Origin of the sequence: Nocardia macrotermitis, from assembly GCF_009604405.1 — a bacterium.
GTDB classification, from domain to species: Bacteria; Actinomycetota; Actinomycetes; order Mycobacteriales; family Mycobacteriaceae; genus Nocardia; species Nocardia macrotermitis.
The window spans coordinates 13373-28464 of record NZ_WEGK01000018.1 but is presented as its reverse complement, the minus strand read 5'-3'; the positions used below and the strand labels follow the sequence as shown (position 1 = coordinate 28464).

General features: G+C 68.8%; 16 protein-coding genes. 9 read left to right on the top strand and 7 right to left on the bottom strand.

What is annotated here, in order from left to right:
* Window positions 1–17: 17 nt before the first annotated feature.
* Entirely contained in the window at window positions 18–1664 is a 1647-nt protein-coding gene (gene atzF / locus NRB20_RS31170; RefSeq protein ID WP_319945651.1) for an allophanate hydrolase, read from the top strand.
* A gap of 306 nt (window positions 1665–1970) precedes the next feature.
* On the opposite strand, the gene NRB20_RS31165 is transcribed toward atzF, so the two are convergent.
* On the bottom strand, window positions 1971–3251 hold the full coding sequence (locus NRB20_RS31165; RefSeq protein WP_406603901.1) for an N-acetylmuramoyl-L-alanine amidase: 1281 nt from the start codon (window positions 3249–3251) through the stop codon (window positions 1971–1973).
* Window positions 3252–3451: 200 nt separating this feature from the next.
* Window positions 3452–3880, bottom strand: coding sequence for a QcrA and Rieske domain-containing protein (locus NRB20_RS31160; RefSeq protein ID WP_153414993.1), 429 nt, complete (start codon window positions 3878–3880; stop codon window positions 3452–3454).
* A gap of 236 nt (window positions 3881–4116) precedes the next feature.
* On the opposite strand from NRB20_RS31160, the gene NRB20_RS31155 reads away from it, so the two are divergent.
* The 4 genes from NRB20_RS31155 (at window position 4117) to NRB20_RS31140 (ending at window position 7094) form a co-directional block, all read left to right on the top strand.
* Window positions 4117–4521 carry a hypothetical protein gene (locus tag NRB20_RS31155; protein ID WP_319945620.1) on the top strand — a complete coding sequence of 135 codons (405 nt, stop codon included), beginning with the start codon at window positions 4117–4119 and terminating at the stop codon, window positions 4519–4521.
* A gap of 168 nt (window positions 4522–4689) precedes the next feature.
* On the top strand, window positions 4690–5784 hold the full coding sequence (gene galT, locus NRB20_RS31150; RefSeq protein WP_153414992.1) for a galactose-1-phosphate uridylyltransferase: 1095 nt from the start codon (window positions 4690–4692) through the stop codon (window positions 5782–5784).
* A complete protein-coding gene (gene galK / locus NRB20_RS31145; RefSeq protein WP_319945619.1) occupies window positions 5781–6887 on the top strand; it encodes a galactokinase in 1107 nt (368 codons plus the stop codon). The genes galT and galK overlap by 4 nt, the downstream gene beginning before the upstream one ends.
* Window positions 6888–6929: 42 nt before the next feature.
* Window positions 6930–7094: a PaaI family thioesterase gene (locus NRB20_RS31140; RefSeq protein WP_406603900.1), complete on the top strand. Its 165-nt coding sequence runs from the start codon at window positions 6930–6932 to the stop codon at window positions 7092–7094.
* A 3-nt stretch (window positions 7095–7097) separates the two neighbouring features.
* On the opposite strand, the gene NRB20_RS31135 is transcribed toward NRB20_RS31140, so the two are convergent.
* The gene (locus tag NRB20_RS31135) at window positions 7098–7604 is read right to left on the bottom strand and encodes a MarR family winged helix-turn-helix transcriptional regulator (RefSeq protein WP_319945618.1); all 507 of its coding nucleotides are present in this window, start codon (window positions 7602–7604) and stop codon (window positions 7098–7100) included.
* A gap of 88 nt (window positions 7605–7692) precedes the next feature.
* Between NRB20_RS31135 and NRB20_RS31130 the strand changes: the two genes are divergently transcribed.
* From NRB20_RS31130 to NRB20_RS31115, 4 genes are all read left to right on the top strand, one after another.
* A complete protein-coding gene (locus NRB20_RS31130) occupies window positions 7693–8337 on the top strand; it encodes a class I SAM-dependent methyltransferase (RefSeq protein ID WP_153414991.1) in 645 nt (214 codons plus the stop codon).
* Window positions 8307–8723, top strand: a complete 417-nt coding sequence (locus NRB20_RS31125) for a hypothetical protein (RefSeq protein ID WP_153414990.1) — start codon at window positions 8307–8309, stop codon at window positions 8721–8723. The genes NRB20_RS31130 and NRB20_RS31125 overlap by 31 nt, the downstream gene beginning before the upstream one ends.
* The gene (locus NRB20_RS31120) at window positions 8723–10285 is read left to right on the top strand and encodes a multicopper oxidase family protein (protein ID WP_153414989.1); all 1563 of its coding nucleotides are present in this window, start codon (window positions 8723–8725) and stop codon (window positions 10283–10285) included. Before NRB20_RS31125 ends, NRB20_RS31120 begins: the two co-directional genes overlap by 1 nt.
* A gap of 115 nt (window positions 10286–10400) precedes the next feature.
* Window positions 10401–11462: an NAD-dependent epimerase/dehydratase family protein gene (locus tag NRB20_RS31115; protein ID WP_153414988.1), complete on the top strand. Its 1062-nt coding sequence runs from the start codon at window positions 10401–10403 to the stop codon at window positions 11460–11462.
* 20 nt (window positions 11463–11482) lie between these two features.
* Here the strand turns inward: NRB20_RS31115 and NRB20_RS31110 are convergent, their stop codons facing one another.
* The 4 genes from NRB20_RS31110 to NRB20_RS31095 form a co-directional block, all read right to left on the bottom strand.
* Window positions 11483–11740 (bottom strand): hypothetical protein, encoded by a 258-nt coding sequence (locus NRB20_RS31110; RefSeq protein ID WP_153414987.1) that lies wholly within the window; start codon window positions 11738–11740, stop codon window positions 11483–11485.
* Between the two features lie 88 nt (window positions 11741–11828).
* A complete protein-coding gene (locus NRB20_RS31105; protein WP_153414986.1) occupies window positions 11829–12878 on the bottom strand; it encodes a sensor histidine kinase in 1050 nt (349 codons plus the stop codon).
* The gene (locus tag NRB20_RS31100; protein ID WP_153414985.1) at window positions 12878–13573 is read right to left on the bottom strand and encodes a response regulator transcription factor; all 696 of its coding nucleotides are present in this window, start codon (window positions 13571–13573) and stop codon (window positions 12878–12880) included. Before NRB20_RS31100 ends, NRB20_RS31105 begins: the two co-directional genes overlap by 1 nt.
* A gap of 4 nt (window positions 13574–13577) precedes the next feature.
* Window positions 13578–14978, bottom strand: a complete 1401-nt coding sequence (locus tag NRB20_RS31095; protein ID WP_319945617.1) for a hypothetical protein — start codon at window positions 14976–14978, stop codon at window positions 13578–13580.
* Window positions 14979–15092 lie beyond the last annotated feature (114 nt).

The window sequence follows — 15092 nt, the reverse complement described above, 5'->3', positions numbered from 1 at the left end:
CCAGCCACAAGGTTCACATTCGAGGAGACCGGACCATGACCGTATGGATCCATCGACCACCCGACGATTCGATCGCCGCACAACTCACGGCCGCCGGGGGTGAGCTGGCCGGGCTGCGACTGGCCGTGAAGGACAATGTCGATGTCGCCGGAATGCCCACCACCGCAGGCTGTCCGGAGTTCGCCTACACCCCGGAGCACGACGCACCCGCGGTCGCGGCCCTGCGCGCGGCGGGCGCGGTCGTGGTGGGGAAGACGAATCTGGACCAGTTCGCGACCGGACTGGTCGGCACGCGCTCGCCCTACGGCGCGGTTTCGGATCTGCGACGGCCCGAATTCGTCTCGGGCGGTTCGAGTTCCGGTTCCGCGGTCGCGGTGGCCAGCGGTGCGGCCGATATCGCGATCGGCACCGATACCGCGGGTTCGGGCCGGGTCCCGGCGGCATTCCAGGGCATCGTCGGCATCAAACCGACCGTCGGGGTGGTGTCCACCGAGGGTGTGGTCCCGGCCTGCCGGTCCTACGACTGCGTGACGATCTTCGCCGCGGACATACACCTGGCGAACCGAGCGATGGGCGTGCTCGCCGCCGCCGGTGCCCGCACCTGGCCCGCCGACGTGCGGTTCGCCGCGCCGCCGGAACCCGTCGTGGCGATCTTCGACGCACTGCCCGACCTGGACCCATTGTGGCGCAAAGCCTTCGATCGAACCGTCGCACAACTGCGGGACTCCGGTGCGCGCATCGTCACGGTGGATCCCGAACCGTTCCTGGCGGCGGCCCGGCTGCTGTACGACGGCGCACTGGTCGCCGAAAGGTACTCCGCGGTAGGCGAATTCGTAGATGCGCACCCCGACGCGATCGACCCCACGGTCGGATCGATCATCCGCGCCGCCCGCGACATCCCGGCACACCGGCTCGTCGCGGATCTCGAAACGCTACAACAACTTCGCGCCCGCGCATTGGCAAGCTTGAACGGCTCCGACGCCCTGCTCACCCCGACCGCCCCCTACCAACCGACGATCGCGGAGGTGAGCGCCGACCCGATCGGCGTCAATTCCCGACTCGGGGTCTACACGAACTTCTGCAATCTGTTCGACCTGTGCGCGGTGGCGGTCCCGGCCGGAACCGCGGGCGACGCACAGTTCGGCGTCACGGTACTGGCCCGCCCCTTCGAAGACGCGGTCGCACTGGATATCGCCACACGAATCACCGAGGGAGACAACCACTCCCACCCCGAGCCGGCCCCCGCCTGGCCACTACGCCGCGCACCCGCCCACGAACTGATCGTCTTCGGCGCACACCTACGCGGCCAGCCCCTCGAACATCAACTCACTGACCTCGGCGCACGCTGGGCGGGCCCGGTACGAACCGCACCGCGATACCGCCTCGCCGCCCTCGACACCACTCCCCCGAAACCCGCCGTCACCCGCCAACCCGACGACATCACCGGAGCAACCATCGCCGGAGAACGCTGGCTACTCTCCCCCGCCGCCCTCGGCCAATTCCTCACCCAACTCCCCGCCCCCATGCAACTGGGCGCAGTAGAACTGGACGACGGCACCTGGCACACCGCCTTCGCCTGCGACGCCACCACCGCCCTCACCGCCAAGGACATCAGCGAATACAGCAGTTGGAAAACCGCCCTCGCCGCGGGCGCAGTCGGCTGAGACTCGGCCCAGCGCGCAGCACGCCTGACCGGTCATCGACCGCAACGCGGGGCCAATCCGTCACGCACGAATGTTCACGCACGAAACGGAGCGAACGCCACCGAAACCAAGCAGCGCGCCCAACAAGCAGCGCGCCCAACAAGCAGCGCGCCCAACAAGCAGCGCGCCCAACAAGCAGCGCGCCCAACAAGCAGCGCGCCCAACAAGCAGCGCGCCCAACAAGCAGCGCGCCCAACAAGCAGCGCGCCCAACAAGCAGCGCGCCCTGCCGCACGTGACGTGCGGCAGGGCGCGACCGGAACGCGGATTACTTGGTGACGGCAGCAGCCGCGTTGCCCGCGGCCCCGATGAGCGTCGACACCAACGTGTATGCGAGGTTGATCAGCTCCGAATTCGCCACGTCACCCAGGCCCAGTGAGGTCGCCAGCGGTGCGAGCAACTGGATGGCCGAGGTGACCAGGGTGCTCACCGCGGAGTTCGGATCGGCGAGATTCGGTGTGCCGGGCTGGGTTTGGGTGCCCGCCTGCGGCGTGGTGCCCGGCGTGGCCTGCGGTTGCGCGGCACCGGGGGTGTAGGCGCCGGGCGTACTCTGCTGCGGCGCAGCGGGTGTCGCCGCATTCGGCACGGCGGCATTCGGTGTGGCAGCGTTGGGCGCGACCGGGTTGGGCGTGGAATCCACTGCCGGAGCGGCGTTCTGCGGTGCGGTGCCGTCGTTCGCCGCAGGAGCCGCGTTCGTCTGCGGAATCGGGGCGGCTGCGGCCGAACTGCTGGGCGGGGCTCCGAGCAGATAGGTCACCAGTCCGGTGGTGATGGCGATCGCATGCTTGATCTGGCCCTCGTTGGAGACCAGTTGTGCCGCGTCGGCCTTGTTGGCCCCGTTGCCCATCTCGATGAACACGTCGGGCACCTGGGTCAGCGCGGGCCCGGCGATATCGGAGCGGGTCTGCATCCCGTCGACGGCCCCGGCGTAGCTGGCCGCGGTGAATCCGGCCCGCTTGTAGGCATCGCGCACGGCCTTGCTGGCGGCCAGTCCGGCGGTCGCCTGCACCTGCGATGCCTTGGCATCGGAGACGGGCAGCTTCGGGACGATGAGATGGAATCCGTGATCCTGCGCGGGCGCGCCGTCGGCGTGGATGCTGACCGCGACGTCGGCGCCCGAACGATTGGCCGCGGCGGCCCGCTCGTCGACGCAACCACCCCACCCGGTGTCGTCCTGACGACTCAGCACCACCCGCGCACCCAGCACCTCGAGTGACTGCTTGACGAGGTTGGCAACCTTCCAGTTGATGGTGTGCTCGGGCGTGCCGTCCAGGGCGGTCATCCCGGTGGTCTGACAGGGCTTGGTACCGCCGTAACCATTGCTGACCGGGCGGTTCAGATCCTGCCCGGAGCCCTGGTGCCCGGGATCGATGAATATCGTCCGACCCGACAGTTTGGTGGACAGATTGGACGGTGCCGGCGCGGGCGCGGCAGGGGCGGCCGAGGCGCTCGGCACGAGTCCCGCGCAGGTGGCAGCGGTCGTGACGACGAGACACAGACCTGCCCGAACGACTTTCGGCTTGCGGTGGAACAGCTGGCGAGAGAACACAACGCCCTCCAAATCCGGTGCTGGTACCGGTATCGCGGTGCCAATGAGCACAGCCGGGGCGGCGTACCGCCCTAGCTGTTACTGCTGTTGCGGTTGTTACGGGTGAGCATAGCCACAATCTCGCCCGATGTCGCCTTCCACTCCCGTTTCACAGCGATCCGCAACATTCCCGCATCCGGCACTCGCGCGCGCCGCCTACCTCAGGCGCGCACGATATTGCTCCCCTGCACCTTCACCGCGTGCGACGCCAGCGGACGGGTGGCCGGGCCGTGCGCCACGGTCCCGTCGAGATGGAATGTGCTTCCGTGACAAGGACATTCGATCAATCCGTTGACCACCTTGTTGACCTTGCATCCGGCATGGGTGCAGGTGGTGGAGAAACCGGAGTAGGTACCCGCGGTCGGCTGGGTGACGACGGTGTCGCCGACGATCACCCCACCGCCGACGGGCACATCGGAGGTACTGGTCAGTGGCGCGTCCGCCTGCTTCGCGGTCGTCGACGAGGAAGTCGACGACGAATCATCCGAGCTACAGGCGGCCGCCAGGGTGAGCGCGGCCGCGGCCACACCGGCGCCGGCCAGCGCCGTGCGGCGGTCGAGCGGGTTGACGACCGAATCGTTCTGAGACATGGGCTGTTCTCCTCCGGGGCAGCCGCGGCCGAACCAGCGATCCGCGCACCCCATAGGTGGTCGGGGCAAGATCGATCGAGGCGAACGATACGGGGTGCATCGTCGTGTGACACCACAAATTTCGCCGATTCGATCAATTCGCCCGCGTGATTCTGATAGACAGCCGGGAAAGGTGCGGGAGTTCCCGCCACGCCACCGAATTTTCGGCGGCACAGATCAGTTCTAGGAGGACCACCGTGCGTGCCAGCACGCTTGCGATCGCCGGAGCCGTGGCTTCGGCGGCCACCCTGCTCGCGTCGGGAACGGCCGCCGCCGCTCCGGCGACGTCCATCCCCGGCGACGGGCTCTACCGCGTGGGCGTGGACATCACCCCCGGCATCTATCAGTCGGCCGGGCCGACCGATCCGGCACATGCGTGCTTCTGGGAACGGCTGTGGAAGATTCCCGGCCCACAGGACCACGGTGATCCGAATCAGTACATCGTGGCCAGCGATCTGACCAAGCACACCCCGGTCCGAGTGATGATCAAATCCACCGATGTCGCCTTCAAGGCGACCGGATGCGGCCGCTGGGTGCTGATGCCCCCGCCGCCGAACACCGGCTCCTACGGCCCGGGCGGGCTGTTCGGCAGCGAATACTGACCGTTCGCGGGAACGTTCCGGCAGACCGTCGGAACGTTCCCGCACCGCCCTGATGTGAGCGCTCACAACCTTCCGGTGTACTGTCCGGACCGACTCTCACGTGTCCCGATCGGAGGTTGGCATGGCGCTCGGACCTGACCAGATGTGCACACCGCGGCGGGCCCGCCGATGATCACCACCCGTCGCCGCCTCGCCGACGGCCGCGAGATCCTGTACTTCGACCGGGAACCGGTGGCGCGCAACGCGATCGACACCCGCGACCTGCCGACGACGACCACCCATTCGCAGCGTCGATTCGATCCGCTGCTCGGCGAATGGGTGGTGCTGGCCTCGCATCGCCAGACCCGCACCTTCCTGCCTCCGGCGGATCTGTGCCCGCTGTGCCCGTCGACGCCGGAACGGGCCACCGAGATTCCCGAATCCGATTACGAGATAGCGGTTTTCGAGAATCGGTTTCCGTCATTGTCGACCGATCACATCGAATTGCCCGCCGCGGTGGCGGGTTCGCCGCTCACCGAACTCCGGGACGGATACGGACGCTGTGAAGTGGTGTGCTTCACCAGTGTTCACGATTCCTCCTTCGATCGGCTGGACCCGCAGCGGGCGCGCATGGTGGTGGACGTGTGGGCCCATCGCACCGCCGAACTGAGCGAATTGGACGGCGTCGGCCAGGTGTTCTGCTTCGAGAACCACGGCGAGGAGATCGGGGTCACCCTGGCGCATCCGCACGGGCAGATCTACGCCTACCCCTTCGTCACGCCGCGCGTCGCGAAGATCGCCGCCAATGTCGCGGAGTATCGGAAAGCCCACGGCGGCAACCTGTTCGGCGATCTGCTCGCCGCCGAGCGCGCGGCCGGACTGCGCGTGGTCGCGGCCAACGAGGAGTGGACCGCCTTCGTGCCGCCGTTCGCCCGCTGGCCGTACGAGGTGCAGTTGTATCCGCATCGCCGGGTGGCCGACCTGCCCGACCTCGACGACGCCCAGCGCGACGCGTTCGCCGAACTCTATCTGGACGTGCTGGGCCGCTTCGCCCACCGTTTCGACACCCCGATGCCGTACATCGCCGCCTGGAATCAGGCCCCGACACCGAAATCCGGTGTGCCCCGCGATGATTGGTGGCTGAACCTACAGCTGTTCTCGATCCGCCGGGCGGCGGGCAAGCTCAAGTACCTGGCCGGATCCGAATCCGGCATGAACGTCTTCATCAGCGACACCACCCCGGAGACGGTCGCGGCCGAACTGCGGGAGGTCACCGCGTCGTGAGCGGAGTCGAACAGGGCGTCTGGGTCGCCCCCGGACGGGTCAACATCATCGGCGAGCACACCGATTACAACGACGGCTACGCGTTGCCGATCGCGCTGCCGCATGTGGTGCGGTGCGCGGCGACGGCCGAATCCGATGCGCGAGTGATGGTTTCGTCACGACAGCATCCCGGCGAGGTGATCACCGAGCCGATCGCCGGGCTCGCGGATGCGACGGTGACCGGCTGGGCGCGGTATCCGCTCGGCGTCGTGCACGAGTACGTCCGGCGGGGATACGCGATTGCGGGTGTGCGGCTCGAACTGGACGGCGCGGTGCCGGTCGGCGCGGGGCTGTCCTCCTCGGCGGCGGTGGAGTGCGCGGTCGCGGTCGCGCTGCGCGATCTGTTCGAGCTGCCGGTCACCGATGCCGAGCTGATCGATATCGGCCGGGCCGCGGAGAACTCGTATGTCGGCGCGGCCACCGGGACGCTGGATCAGTCCGCGTCGGTGCTGTGCACGGCCGGGCACGCGCTGTTCCTGGACTTCGGCCGGGGCGAACACGACCAGGTGCCCTTCGATCTGGCCGCGGCCGGGCTGACGCTGCTGGTCGCGGACACCAATACCCCGCATCAGCACGCCGGTGGCGGATATGCCCAGCGCCGCAAGGAATGTGAGCAGGCCGCAGCCGCGCTCGGGGTGCGGTCGCTGCGCGAGATCACCGATATCGCGGCGGTCGAGCGGATCGCCGCGGACGCGCCGCGACGCCGGGCCCGGCACATCGTCTCGGAGAACGCGCGGGTGCTCGAGGTGGTGCGGATGTTGCACGACGGCCGCGATCCGCGCGAGATCGGGCCGATCCTGACCGCCGGACACGCCTCGCTGCGGGACGATTTCGAGATCTCCACCCCGCAGTTGGACGCGGCGGTCGCCGCGGCATTGGCGGCGGGTGCGCACGGCGCGCGCATGGTCGGCGGCGGATTCGGCGGCAGCATCATCGCCCTGGTGGACACCGACCGTCTCGACGCGACCGTCGAGAGTATCGAAAACCGTTTCCACACCGAGGGTTTCGCACAACCGCGAACTTTCGTCGCGGTGCCCTCGGCAGGTGCGCGCCGGGAGTCGTGAGGGTCCGGCTCGGCGCGGCCATTACCCCCGAGGTCCACGACGGTGGAATCCAAGACGAACTTCCTGCGCGCGATCCGATCCGGCCACGCCCTGGCCACCTCCCGCCCCCTGCACACCGGACGTCGCTTCATCGTCGTGGAGACCGAAATCCACGATGCCGCAGGCACACTCGTCGGCAAGACCACCCAGACCCAGGCGGTTCTCTGACCCCTACGCTCCGCCCTGTTCCCCCTCGATCTCATCCACCCACGCCTGCATTCCGGCGAGGAATCCGTGCCGCTCCTCGGGCGTGAGCCGATCCATCGCGCGGAACAGCCCCGCACTGCGCCGGGCGAGGAATTCCTCGAAGGCCGCGCGGTACTCCGGCGCGGCCGAGAGCAGTGTGCGCCGATGGTCGGCCGGATCGTTGCGCCGCTGTAGCAGCCCGGCCCGGGTGAGCTCCCCGCTGAGCTGACTGGCATTGGTGAGCCCGAGCCCCAGTTGCCGGGCCACCTCACTCACGCTCGCCGGGCCCGACGACACCACGAAGCCCAGCACCGCGCCGTGCCGCGCACCCAGTCCCGCCTGCTCGAACACCTTCCGGATCACCGGTGGCATGTCGTTCCGGGCACGCCGCAGGTAGGCGGAGACCATCGGCACGAGCATCGTCAGCCGACGTCGTTGCTCCGCACTCACGGTCGATGCCACATCCGCGCCGTCGGCCGATGCCTCTTCCACTACGCCTCCCGGTCCCTCTTGACAGCACCCAGCATACAAGTTCAGACTTCTGAACTATTCGGAAATCTGAACTATCAAGGGGATCATCGTGACGACACCGTCCACCAACCCGACCGAATACTTCGACGCTTTCTACCGGACCCAGCCCGCCGACGGATCCGACGTCCGGTCCGCCGGCTGGGATATCGGCCAGGCTCAGCCGCTGGTCGAGGAACTGGAGAGCGCGGGCGCGTTCGGCCCGCGCGTGCTGGACGCCGGATGCGGCACCGGCGAGAACGTACTGTTCCTGACCACGCGCGGACATCGGGTGACCGGTATCGACGGCGCACCGGCGGCCATCGAGCACGCCCGCGCCAAGGCCGCGCTGCGCGGCATCGAGGCCGAGTTCGCCGTGGCCGACGCCTGCGAATTGTCCGGCTACGACGGACAATTCGACAGCGTGCTGGATTCCGGCCTGTTCCACACCTTCGGCGACGCCGATCGAAGCCGCTATGTCGCAGCGCTGCACCGGGTTTCGGTGCCGGGCGCGCTCGTGCACATACTGGCGGTCAGTGCGGCGGCCGAGCCCGGCCCCGGGCCGCGCCGGATCACCGAGGCCGAACTCCGCGAGAGTTTCGCGACCGGTTGGAGCATCGAGGAGCTGCGACCCGCCACGATGCTGGGCAAGCTGCCCGGTGCCGAGGCCCGAACCCCCATTCCCGCTTGGCTTTTCAGCGCGCGGCGGCAGGGGTGACGCCGCGCGCGTGGCAGCGGCTGCTCCGGACGGTGACGACCCTGGTCGCGCTGGACAGCTTCGCCCAGGCCATGTTCGCCGGACGCCTGATGGCCGGAAGTTACGACGGGTTGGACGCGCATTCGCTGAACGGGTCGATCATGGCGATCGGCATGCTGATCATGACGCTGTGTTTCGCCGCGGCGTGGCGGTTCGGGCAGGCCACCGGGCGGGCCGTGCTGCGTAGTGCGGCGCTGACCGTTGCCGCGGGAGCCGAGATCGGGTTGGGGCACAAGGCGATTCTGGCCGTGCACGTGCCGCTGGGCGTCGCGCTCGTGGCAGGTCTGGTCGCGGTGACGATGCAGGTGTGGGCGAAGCCGGCGATCGAGACCGAGGTCGCGGCCTGATGAACTCCGCGTTCTCCCGACGGTCCCTGTTCCGGATCGCGGCGGCGGTCGGGGTGGCCGGGGCGGCCGGGGCCTGGCAGTTGACCGCCGATTCCCCGGACGACCGGGTGCATCTGACCAGTTCGGCCCGGCTGCCCGAACCATTCACGCTGCCGCTGCGGGTGCCCTCGCCACTCACTCCGATTCGCCGCGATGCGACCACGGACTACTACCGGATCGTCCAGCGGCGCGCGAATGCCGTTGTGCTGCCCGGTTATTCGACGCCGATCTGGGGTTACGACGGCACCTTCCCCGGGCCGCTGCTGGTGACCGAACGCGGTCGCCGCGCGGTGATCACGCATCGCAACGAGTTACCCGTGCCGGTGGTGGTTCATCTGCACGGCGGGCATGTGCCCGAGGCATCGGACGGGTATCCGACCGATCTGCTGTCACCCGTCGACACGATGAGCCCGCACGACGCGATGATGATGACCTCGGATCCCTTGGCACACACCATGATCGGTGAGCGCGATTACATCTATCCGGCCGGGCAGCCCGCGGCGACGCTCTGGTATCACGATCATCGGATGGATTTCACCGGCGCATCGGTGTGGCGTGGACTGGCCGGGGTGCACCTGATCGTCGACCCGGACGAGCGGCGACTCGGATTACCCTCGGGCACACGGGATCTGCCGTTGCTGATCACCGATCGGGCATTCGACGCGACCGGGGCGTTCAACTATCCGGCCATCGATCCCACCGCCCTGCACACGCCCGGGGTGACCGGGAAATTCGGCCGCGGCGTGCTGGGCGACGTGATTCTGGTGAACGGCGTGCCCTGGCCGGTGCACCGGGTCGGCACAGCTCGGCACCGGCTGCGCCTGATCAACGGATCCAATGCCCGCGTCTACCGGCTCCGCGTCGACATGCCGCGCGGGGACGGACATTTCGTGCAGATCGGCTCGGACGGCGGGCTGCTGCGGGAACCACAACGGGTGGACGAACTGACGATCGCGCCCGGCGAACGCTACGAGGTGATCCTGGATCTGTCCGGATGTTCGGTCGGCGACCGCGTCGACATCCACAACGACCTCGGCGACGGAAACACCACGCGCGTCATGCGTTTCGAGGTCGTCGAGCGGGTCGCGGACACCTCCACGGTGCCCGATCGACTCTCCGAGATCGCGCCACTGCACCGGCACGACGCGGTCACCACCCGCCGATTCGATTTCCGCCGTGGGGATTCCGGCTCGATGAGCGGCTGGCTGATCAACGGACGGCCCTACGATCCGCGCGAACCGATCGCCCGGCCGCGTCTGGGCGAGGTGGAGATCTGGCGGCTGTCCACCGATCTCGATCATCCGATTCACCTGCACCTCAACCAATTCCAGGTGCTCTCCCGCAACGGCGCGCCACCCCAGGCCACCGATGCGGGCTGGAAGGACACCGTCTATCTGGGAGCCAGTGAACTCGCCGAGATCGCCGTGCGGTTCACCGACTATCCGGGGCGGTACGTGCTGCACTGTCACAATCTCGAGCACGAGGACATGGCGATGATGGCGACGTTCACCACGCACACCTGACCCGCCGGGAGCTTGTGACGAATTCCTTACGGACGGCGGTGTCGCGTACCCGAACGGCGGCGCGCGGGCCAGGATCGGTACATGACTTCCACACGACCGAATCCGGCCTGAGGCGATGCGGGTACTGCTCACCGGCGCGGCCGGCTTCATCGGGTCCCATATTCGCCGCGCGCTGACCGACGCGGGCGACGAGGTGGTGGCCGTCGATCTCATGCTGGCGGCCGCACACGGGATCGACGCGGCCGCGCCCGAGCAGGTGCACCGGGTCGACGTGCGTGATCCGGACGCGCTCACCGCGCTGCTACGCGGGGTCGACGCGGTGTGCCATCAGGCCGCGGTGGTGGGTGCGGGGGTCAGCGCCGCCGACGCACCCGCCTACGCCAGCCACAACGATCTCGGCACCGCGGTCCTGCTGGCCGCGATGGCCGAGACCGGGGTGCGGCGGCTGGTGCTGGCCTCCTCGATGGTCGTCTACGGCGAGGGCCGGTATCACACCGCCGACGGCACACCGGCGGTTCCGGCGCCGCGCCGACGAGACGATCTGGATCGCGGACTGTTCGATCATCTCGATCCCGAAACCGGAGAACCGTTGCGCTGGAGCGTGATCGACGAGGACAACCCGCTGTGCCCGCGCAGCCTGTACGCGGCGAGCAAAGTGGCACAGGAGAATTACGCGAACGCCTGGACCGCGGTGACCGGCGGCACGGTCACCGCACTGCGGTACCACAACGTCTACGGCGACGGTATGCCAAGGGACACACCGTATTCCGGGGTCGCGGCCATCTTCCGCTCGGCCCTCGAGGCGGGCGAATCACCGCGCGTCTTCGAGGACGGCACGCAGATGCGCGATTTCGTCCACGTTCGCGATATCGCCGCGGCCAACCTCGCCGCCCTGCACCGCCCGCTCCCCGGCTTCGTCCCCCTGAACATCGCCTCGGGCACCCCCATCAGCATCCGCGAGGTCGCCGACCTGCTCGCCCGTGCCCACCACGGCAAACCACCCACCGTCACCGGACAGTACCGCCCCGGCGACGTCCGCCACATCGTGGCCAGCCCCGAAAGAGCCAGCGCCCTACTGGATTTCAGTGCCACCATCGCTCCCGCCGACGGCCTCACCGAGTTCGCCACCGCACCCCTGCGCCCCGCGTCCGGCACCGGCGCACCGCAGTGGCGCTGACCGCGGGCGAGCGAACGGAACTACGGCCAGCACCAGTTCAGGGTGGCGGATCCGGGCGTCGGGATGTGGACGCAGATGTTCACCCAGATATAGGGCGAATCCACGGTCGACGTCGCGGGCCGGTCCCTGGCGGCGGATGTCGGTGTGTCGGGCTGGGCAGCCGATGCGGACGATGCCGCCAGGGCGACGAGTGGGACTGCTGCTGCGGCGATCGCCGCCGAGCGGGCAATTCCTGCGAGCATCTTCATCAACTCCTTCGAATCGAGAACCACGGTCACCGGCTCCGAAGAAAAATCGACATAATTACGGTAGCACCTGCGGCAACCCCCTCGACCCGACGATCTCGGGCATCGCGGAACGGCGCAATCAGGACGAAGTGCGGGCGCTCGCCGCGGTCTCGGGGTGCGGCAGCAGCGGGAGGCGGATTTCGAAGCGACAGCCGAGGTCCTGGTTGTGGGCGCTGATATCGCCGTGATGGGCCTGGATCAGGCCCGCGGCGATGGCCAGGCCCATGCCGCTGTTGCTGCCGATATCGGTACTGGAGCGGGCGGCGGTGCCACGGTAGGCGACCTCGAAGATGCGGGGCAGATCCTCCGGGGCGATACCGGGGCCGGTGTCGGTGACCTGGGTGAAGGCCCGGCCGTCGCGGATGCCGGAGCAGATCTCGATGCGACCGCCGGACGGGGTGTGTTCGATGGCGTTGGCGACCAGGTTGGTCAGCACCCGGGTCAGGGCGCGATCGCTGGCGGATACCGGGATCTCCGAATCAGGTTGGTGTGCAACCAGACTCACCCCGGCACGGACGGCGGTCGGCTGGTTGGCTGCGGCGACCTCGTCGACGAGTTCGCGCAGATCCACCGGTTCGAGTTGTAGGCGCAGCGCGCCGGAGTTGATCTTCGACATCTCGAACAGGTCGTCCACCATGGTCGAGAGCCGATTCGTTTCCAGGACAATGCGATTCGCGTAACGCTCCACGGTTTCGGGCTGATCGATCACGCCGTCGACCAGCGCCTCCCCCATGGCCCGGATACCGGCCAGCGGGGTGCGCAGATCGTGGCTCACCCAGGCGACGAGTTCGCGGCGGGAACGTTCGGCGGCGCGTTCCTGTTCGCGCATCTGCCGCTCCCACACCGTCTTTCGAGCCTGGGCCCGCCCCAGCACGATGGCCGCGGGCACCGCGACGATGGTGACCACGGCCAGTACCACCGCGATGCGGCGCAGTTCGTCGGTGAACATCATGCCGCTCACCGCGACCACCCCGACCAGGGTGGCCAGCGTAGGAATCAGTACCAGCAACACCATGCTGCCGGTGAGGCTGCGATTGTGGGTCAGGCGCATGGCCAGTGCGCCCAGCGCGGTCACGGGCAGCGATCCGGCCAGAGCGAATCCGATCAGCCCGAGCAGGTCGGTGGGCATCAGCGATCTCCGTCCTCGTCACCGGGGCGGCCCCAAGCGTAGCCGCGACCCCAGATCGTCTCGATGCGGTGTGCGGCACCGAGTTTCGCACGCAGGCGTTTGATGTGCACGGTGACGGTGGACTGATCGCCGAAGGACCAGCCCCACACCTGTTCGAGCAGTTCGGCCCGCCCGAACACCTGCTGTGGATGCGCGAGCAGGAAGGCCAGCAGATCGAATTCGCGGGCGGTCAGCTCCACCCGGCGGCCGTCGACCAGCACCGCCTGCGCGTCGGGCCGCAATTCGATTGCGCCGCTGCGCAATACCGGTTGTTCGGCCGGGGCCTCGGTACGCTGCACCCGCCGCAGCACCGAGGCCACCCGCAACGCCAGTTCCCTCGGACTGAACGGCTTCACGATGTAGTCGTCCGCGCCGGACTGCAAGCCCAGCACCCGATCCTCCTCCTCACCGAGCGCGGTCAGCAGAATGATCGGGGTATCCGGATGCGGTCCGGCGCGCACCGCCCGGCACAGCTCGATCCCGTCCGGCGGCGGCATCATCACGTCCAGCACCACCAGCGCGATCTCGTTGCGCGCCAACACTTCCGCGGTCGAGGGACCGTCGGCGGTCTCCACCACCGTGAAGCCGTCCCGTTCGAGGTAGCGGCGCACCACCTCCCGGACCACGGCGTCGTCATCGGCCACCAGAATGCGCATCGAATCACCAGTTCGTCATCAGCAGATGGTTGAGCAGCAGCGCCGCGACGGCTTGCAGCGCCAACCAGATCCGTACCCGCCGCGCCGGCAGCAACGCCGTCCCGGCCAGCACCCACATATCGAACGGCAACCAGATCCGTTCGGTCTCGGCCTTGCTCAGGCCGCTCAGGTCGGCGGCAAGGATGGCCAGCACCCCCGCCGCGGCCAGCAGCGCCGCCGGATCCACGTGCTCCCGCCACCCGGCCAGGCGTGCGGGCCACGCGGGCCGCGGCGTGCCCCCGGCCAGCACCCCGCGCACGACGCGATGCAGGGCCGCCGCGGCGGCCAACCCGATCGAGCAGACGGTCGCGGCGAGGTTGCCCCAGATCCAGTAGGAGTAGGGACGTTCCGAGGCGATGCCCTGGTAATAGCGTTGCACCACAAGGTGATAGCCGTCGAGCCACCAGAATCCGGCGGCGGCGAAGGCGGCCACCACCAGCGCGACGCCCACGAGTGTGGCGGCCGCGGGCAGGGCGGCGCGCATGCCGCGCGCGCACAGCACCGCGACCGCGGGGATCACCATGAGCGTGAGTCCGTAGTTCAGGAACAACCCGTAACCGAACAGCAGACCGGACGCCAGCGCGACCCCAGGCCACCCCGGACCGCGCCGGGTCGCGATCGCCAGCAGCGCCACCGCCCATGCGGTCACCCCGGCGAACAGCGCGTCGGCCGAAACTCCCAGCCAGACCGCGGCGGGTGCGAGAACCAGGTACGGCACCGCGGCCCGGGCTCGATCCTCCGCACCCAGCGCACGCAGGGCTGCCGCGACCGCAACGACCGCGGACGCGCCCGCCGAGACCACCAGCCAGGCCGCCCACGCCCCGCCACGCAGGCCGATCCGGTCCATCAGTACGAAGGTCAGCAGGGCCCCGGCCGGATGTCCGGAGACGTGCGTCGCCCACGAGTCCGGCTGGAAATCCAGTATGCGACCGGAGAATTCGCGCAGCATCGCGCCGATGTCGGTAATCCGCCCGGCCTCGTAGAGATACTCCTCGTGTCGCGCGAGCCGCCCCGCGAAACCGGTCTGCCAGCCATCGATCATGGCGAGCGAGAAGATCCACGCGATCGAGGTGACCCAGGCGACCAGCAACATCGGCCGCCACGGCAACCTGCGGGCGAGTTCGGGCCCGCGCAGCACCACCAGGACCGCGACGAGAATCGCCGGACCGGTCCCCCAGCCGAGGTGCGGCCCCCAGATCCCGAAGATCGGCGCGGCCGCGGCGTACAGATGTTTCGACCACTGCTGGCCGCGGATCTGCGGCACCGCGAACGCCACCACGACCAGCAGCGCGGCCGCGACCGCGCAGATCACGTCGGCGCGTGCGCCCGAGACACGCCGGACCCGGGCGGGAATCACCTGCTGCACCCGTTCACCCTAGGCCGCGCCGGGCGCCGAATTCGCCGCACGGCACCGTCGCACCGCGTCCCGTCATACTTTCGTCATCGGTTCCCTGGGCCGAAATCGGTGGTCGCGGGCCTA

Coding starts and splice junctions, on each gene's coding strand:
- NRB20_RS31160 (WP_153414993.1), bottom strand. CDS start 3,880: ATGTCTCAGAACGATTCGGTCGTCAACCCGCTCGACCGCCGCACGGCG.
- galT (WP_153414992.1), top strand. CDS start 4,690: ATGATCACCACCCGTCGCCGCCTCGCCGACGGCCGCGAGATCCTGTAC.
- NRB20_RS31120 (WP_153414989.1), top strand. CDS start 8,723: ATGAACTCCGCGTTCTCCCGACGGTCCCTGTTCCGGATCGCGGCGGCG.
- NRB20_RS31115 (WP_153414988.1), top strand. CDS start 10,401: ATGCGGGTACTGCTCACCGGCGCGGCCGGCTTCATCGGGTCCCATATT.
- NRB20_RS31105 (WP_153414986.1), bottom strand. CDS start 12,878: ATGCCCACCGACCTGCTCGGGCTGATCGGATTCGCTCTGGCCGGATCG.
- NRB20_RS31100 (WP_153414985.1), bottom strand. CDS start 13,573: ATGCGCATTCTGGTGGCCGATGACGACGCCGTGGTCCGGGAGGTGGTG.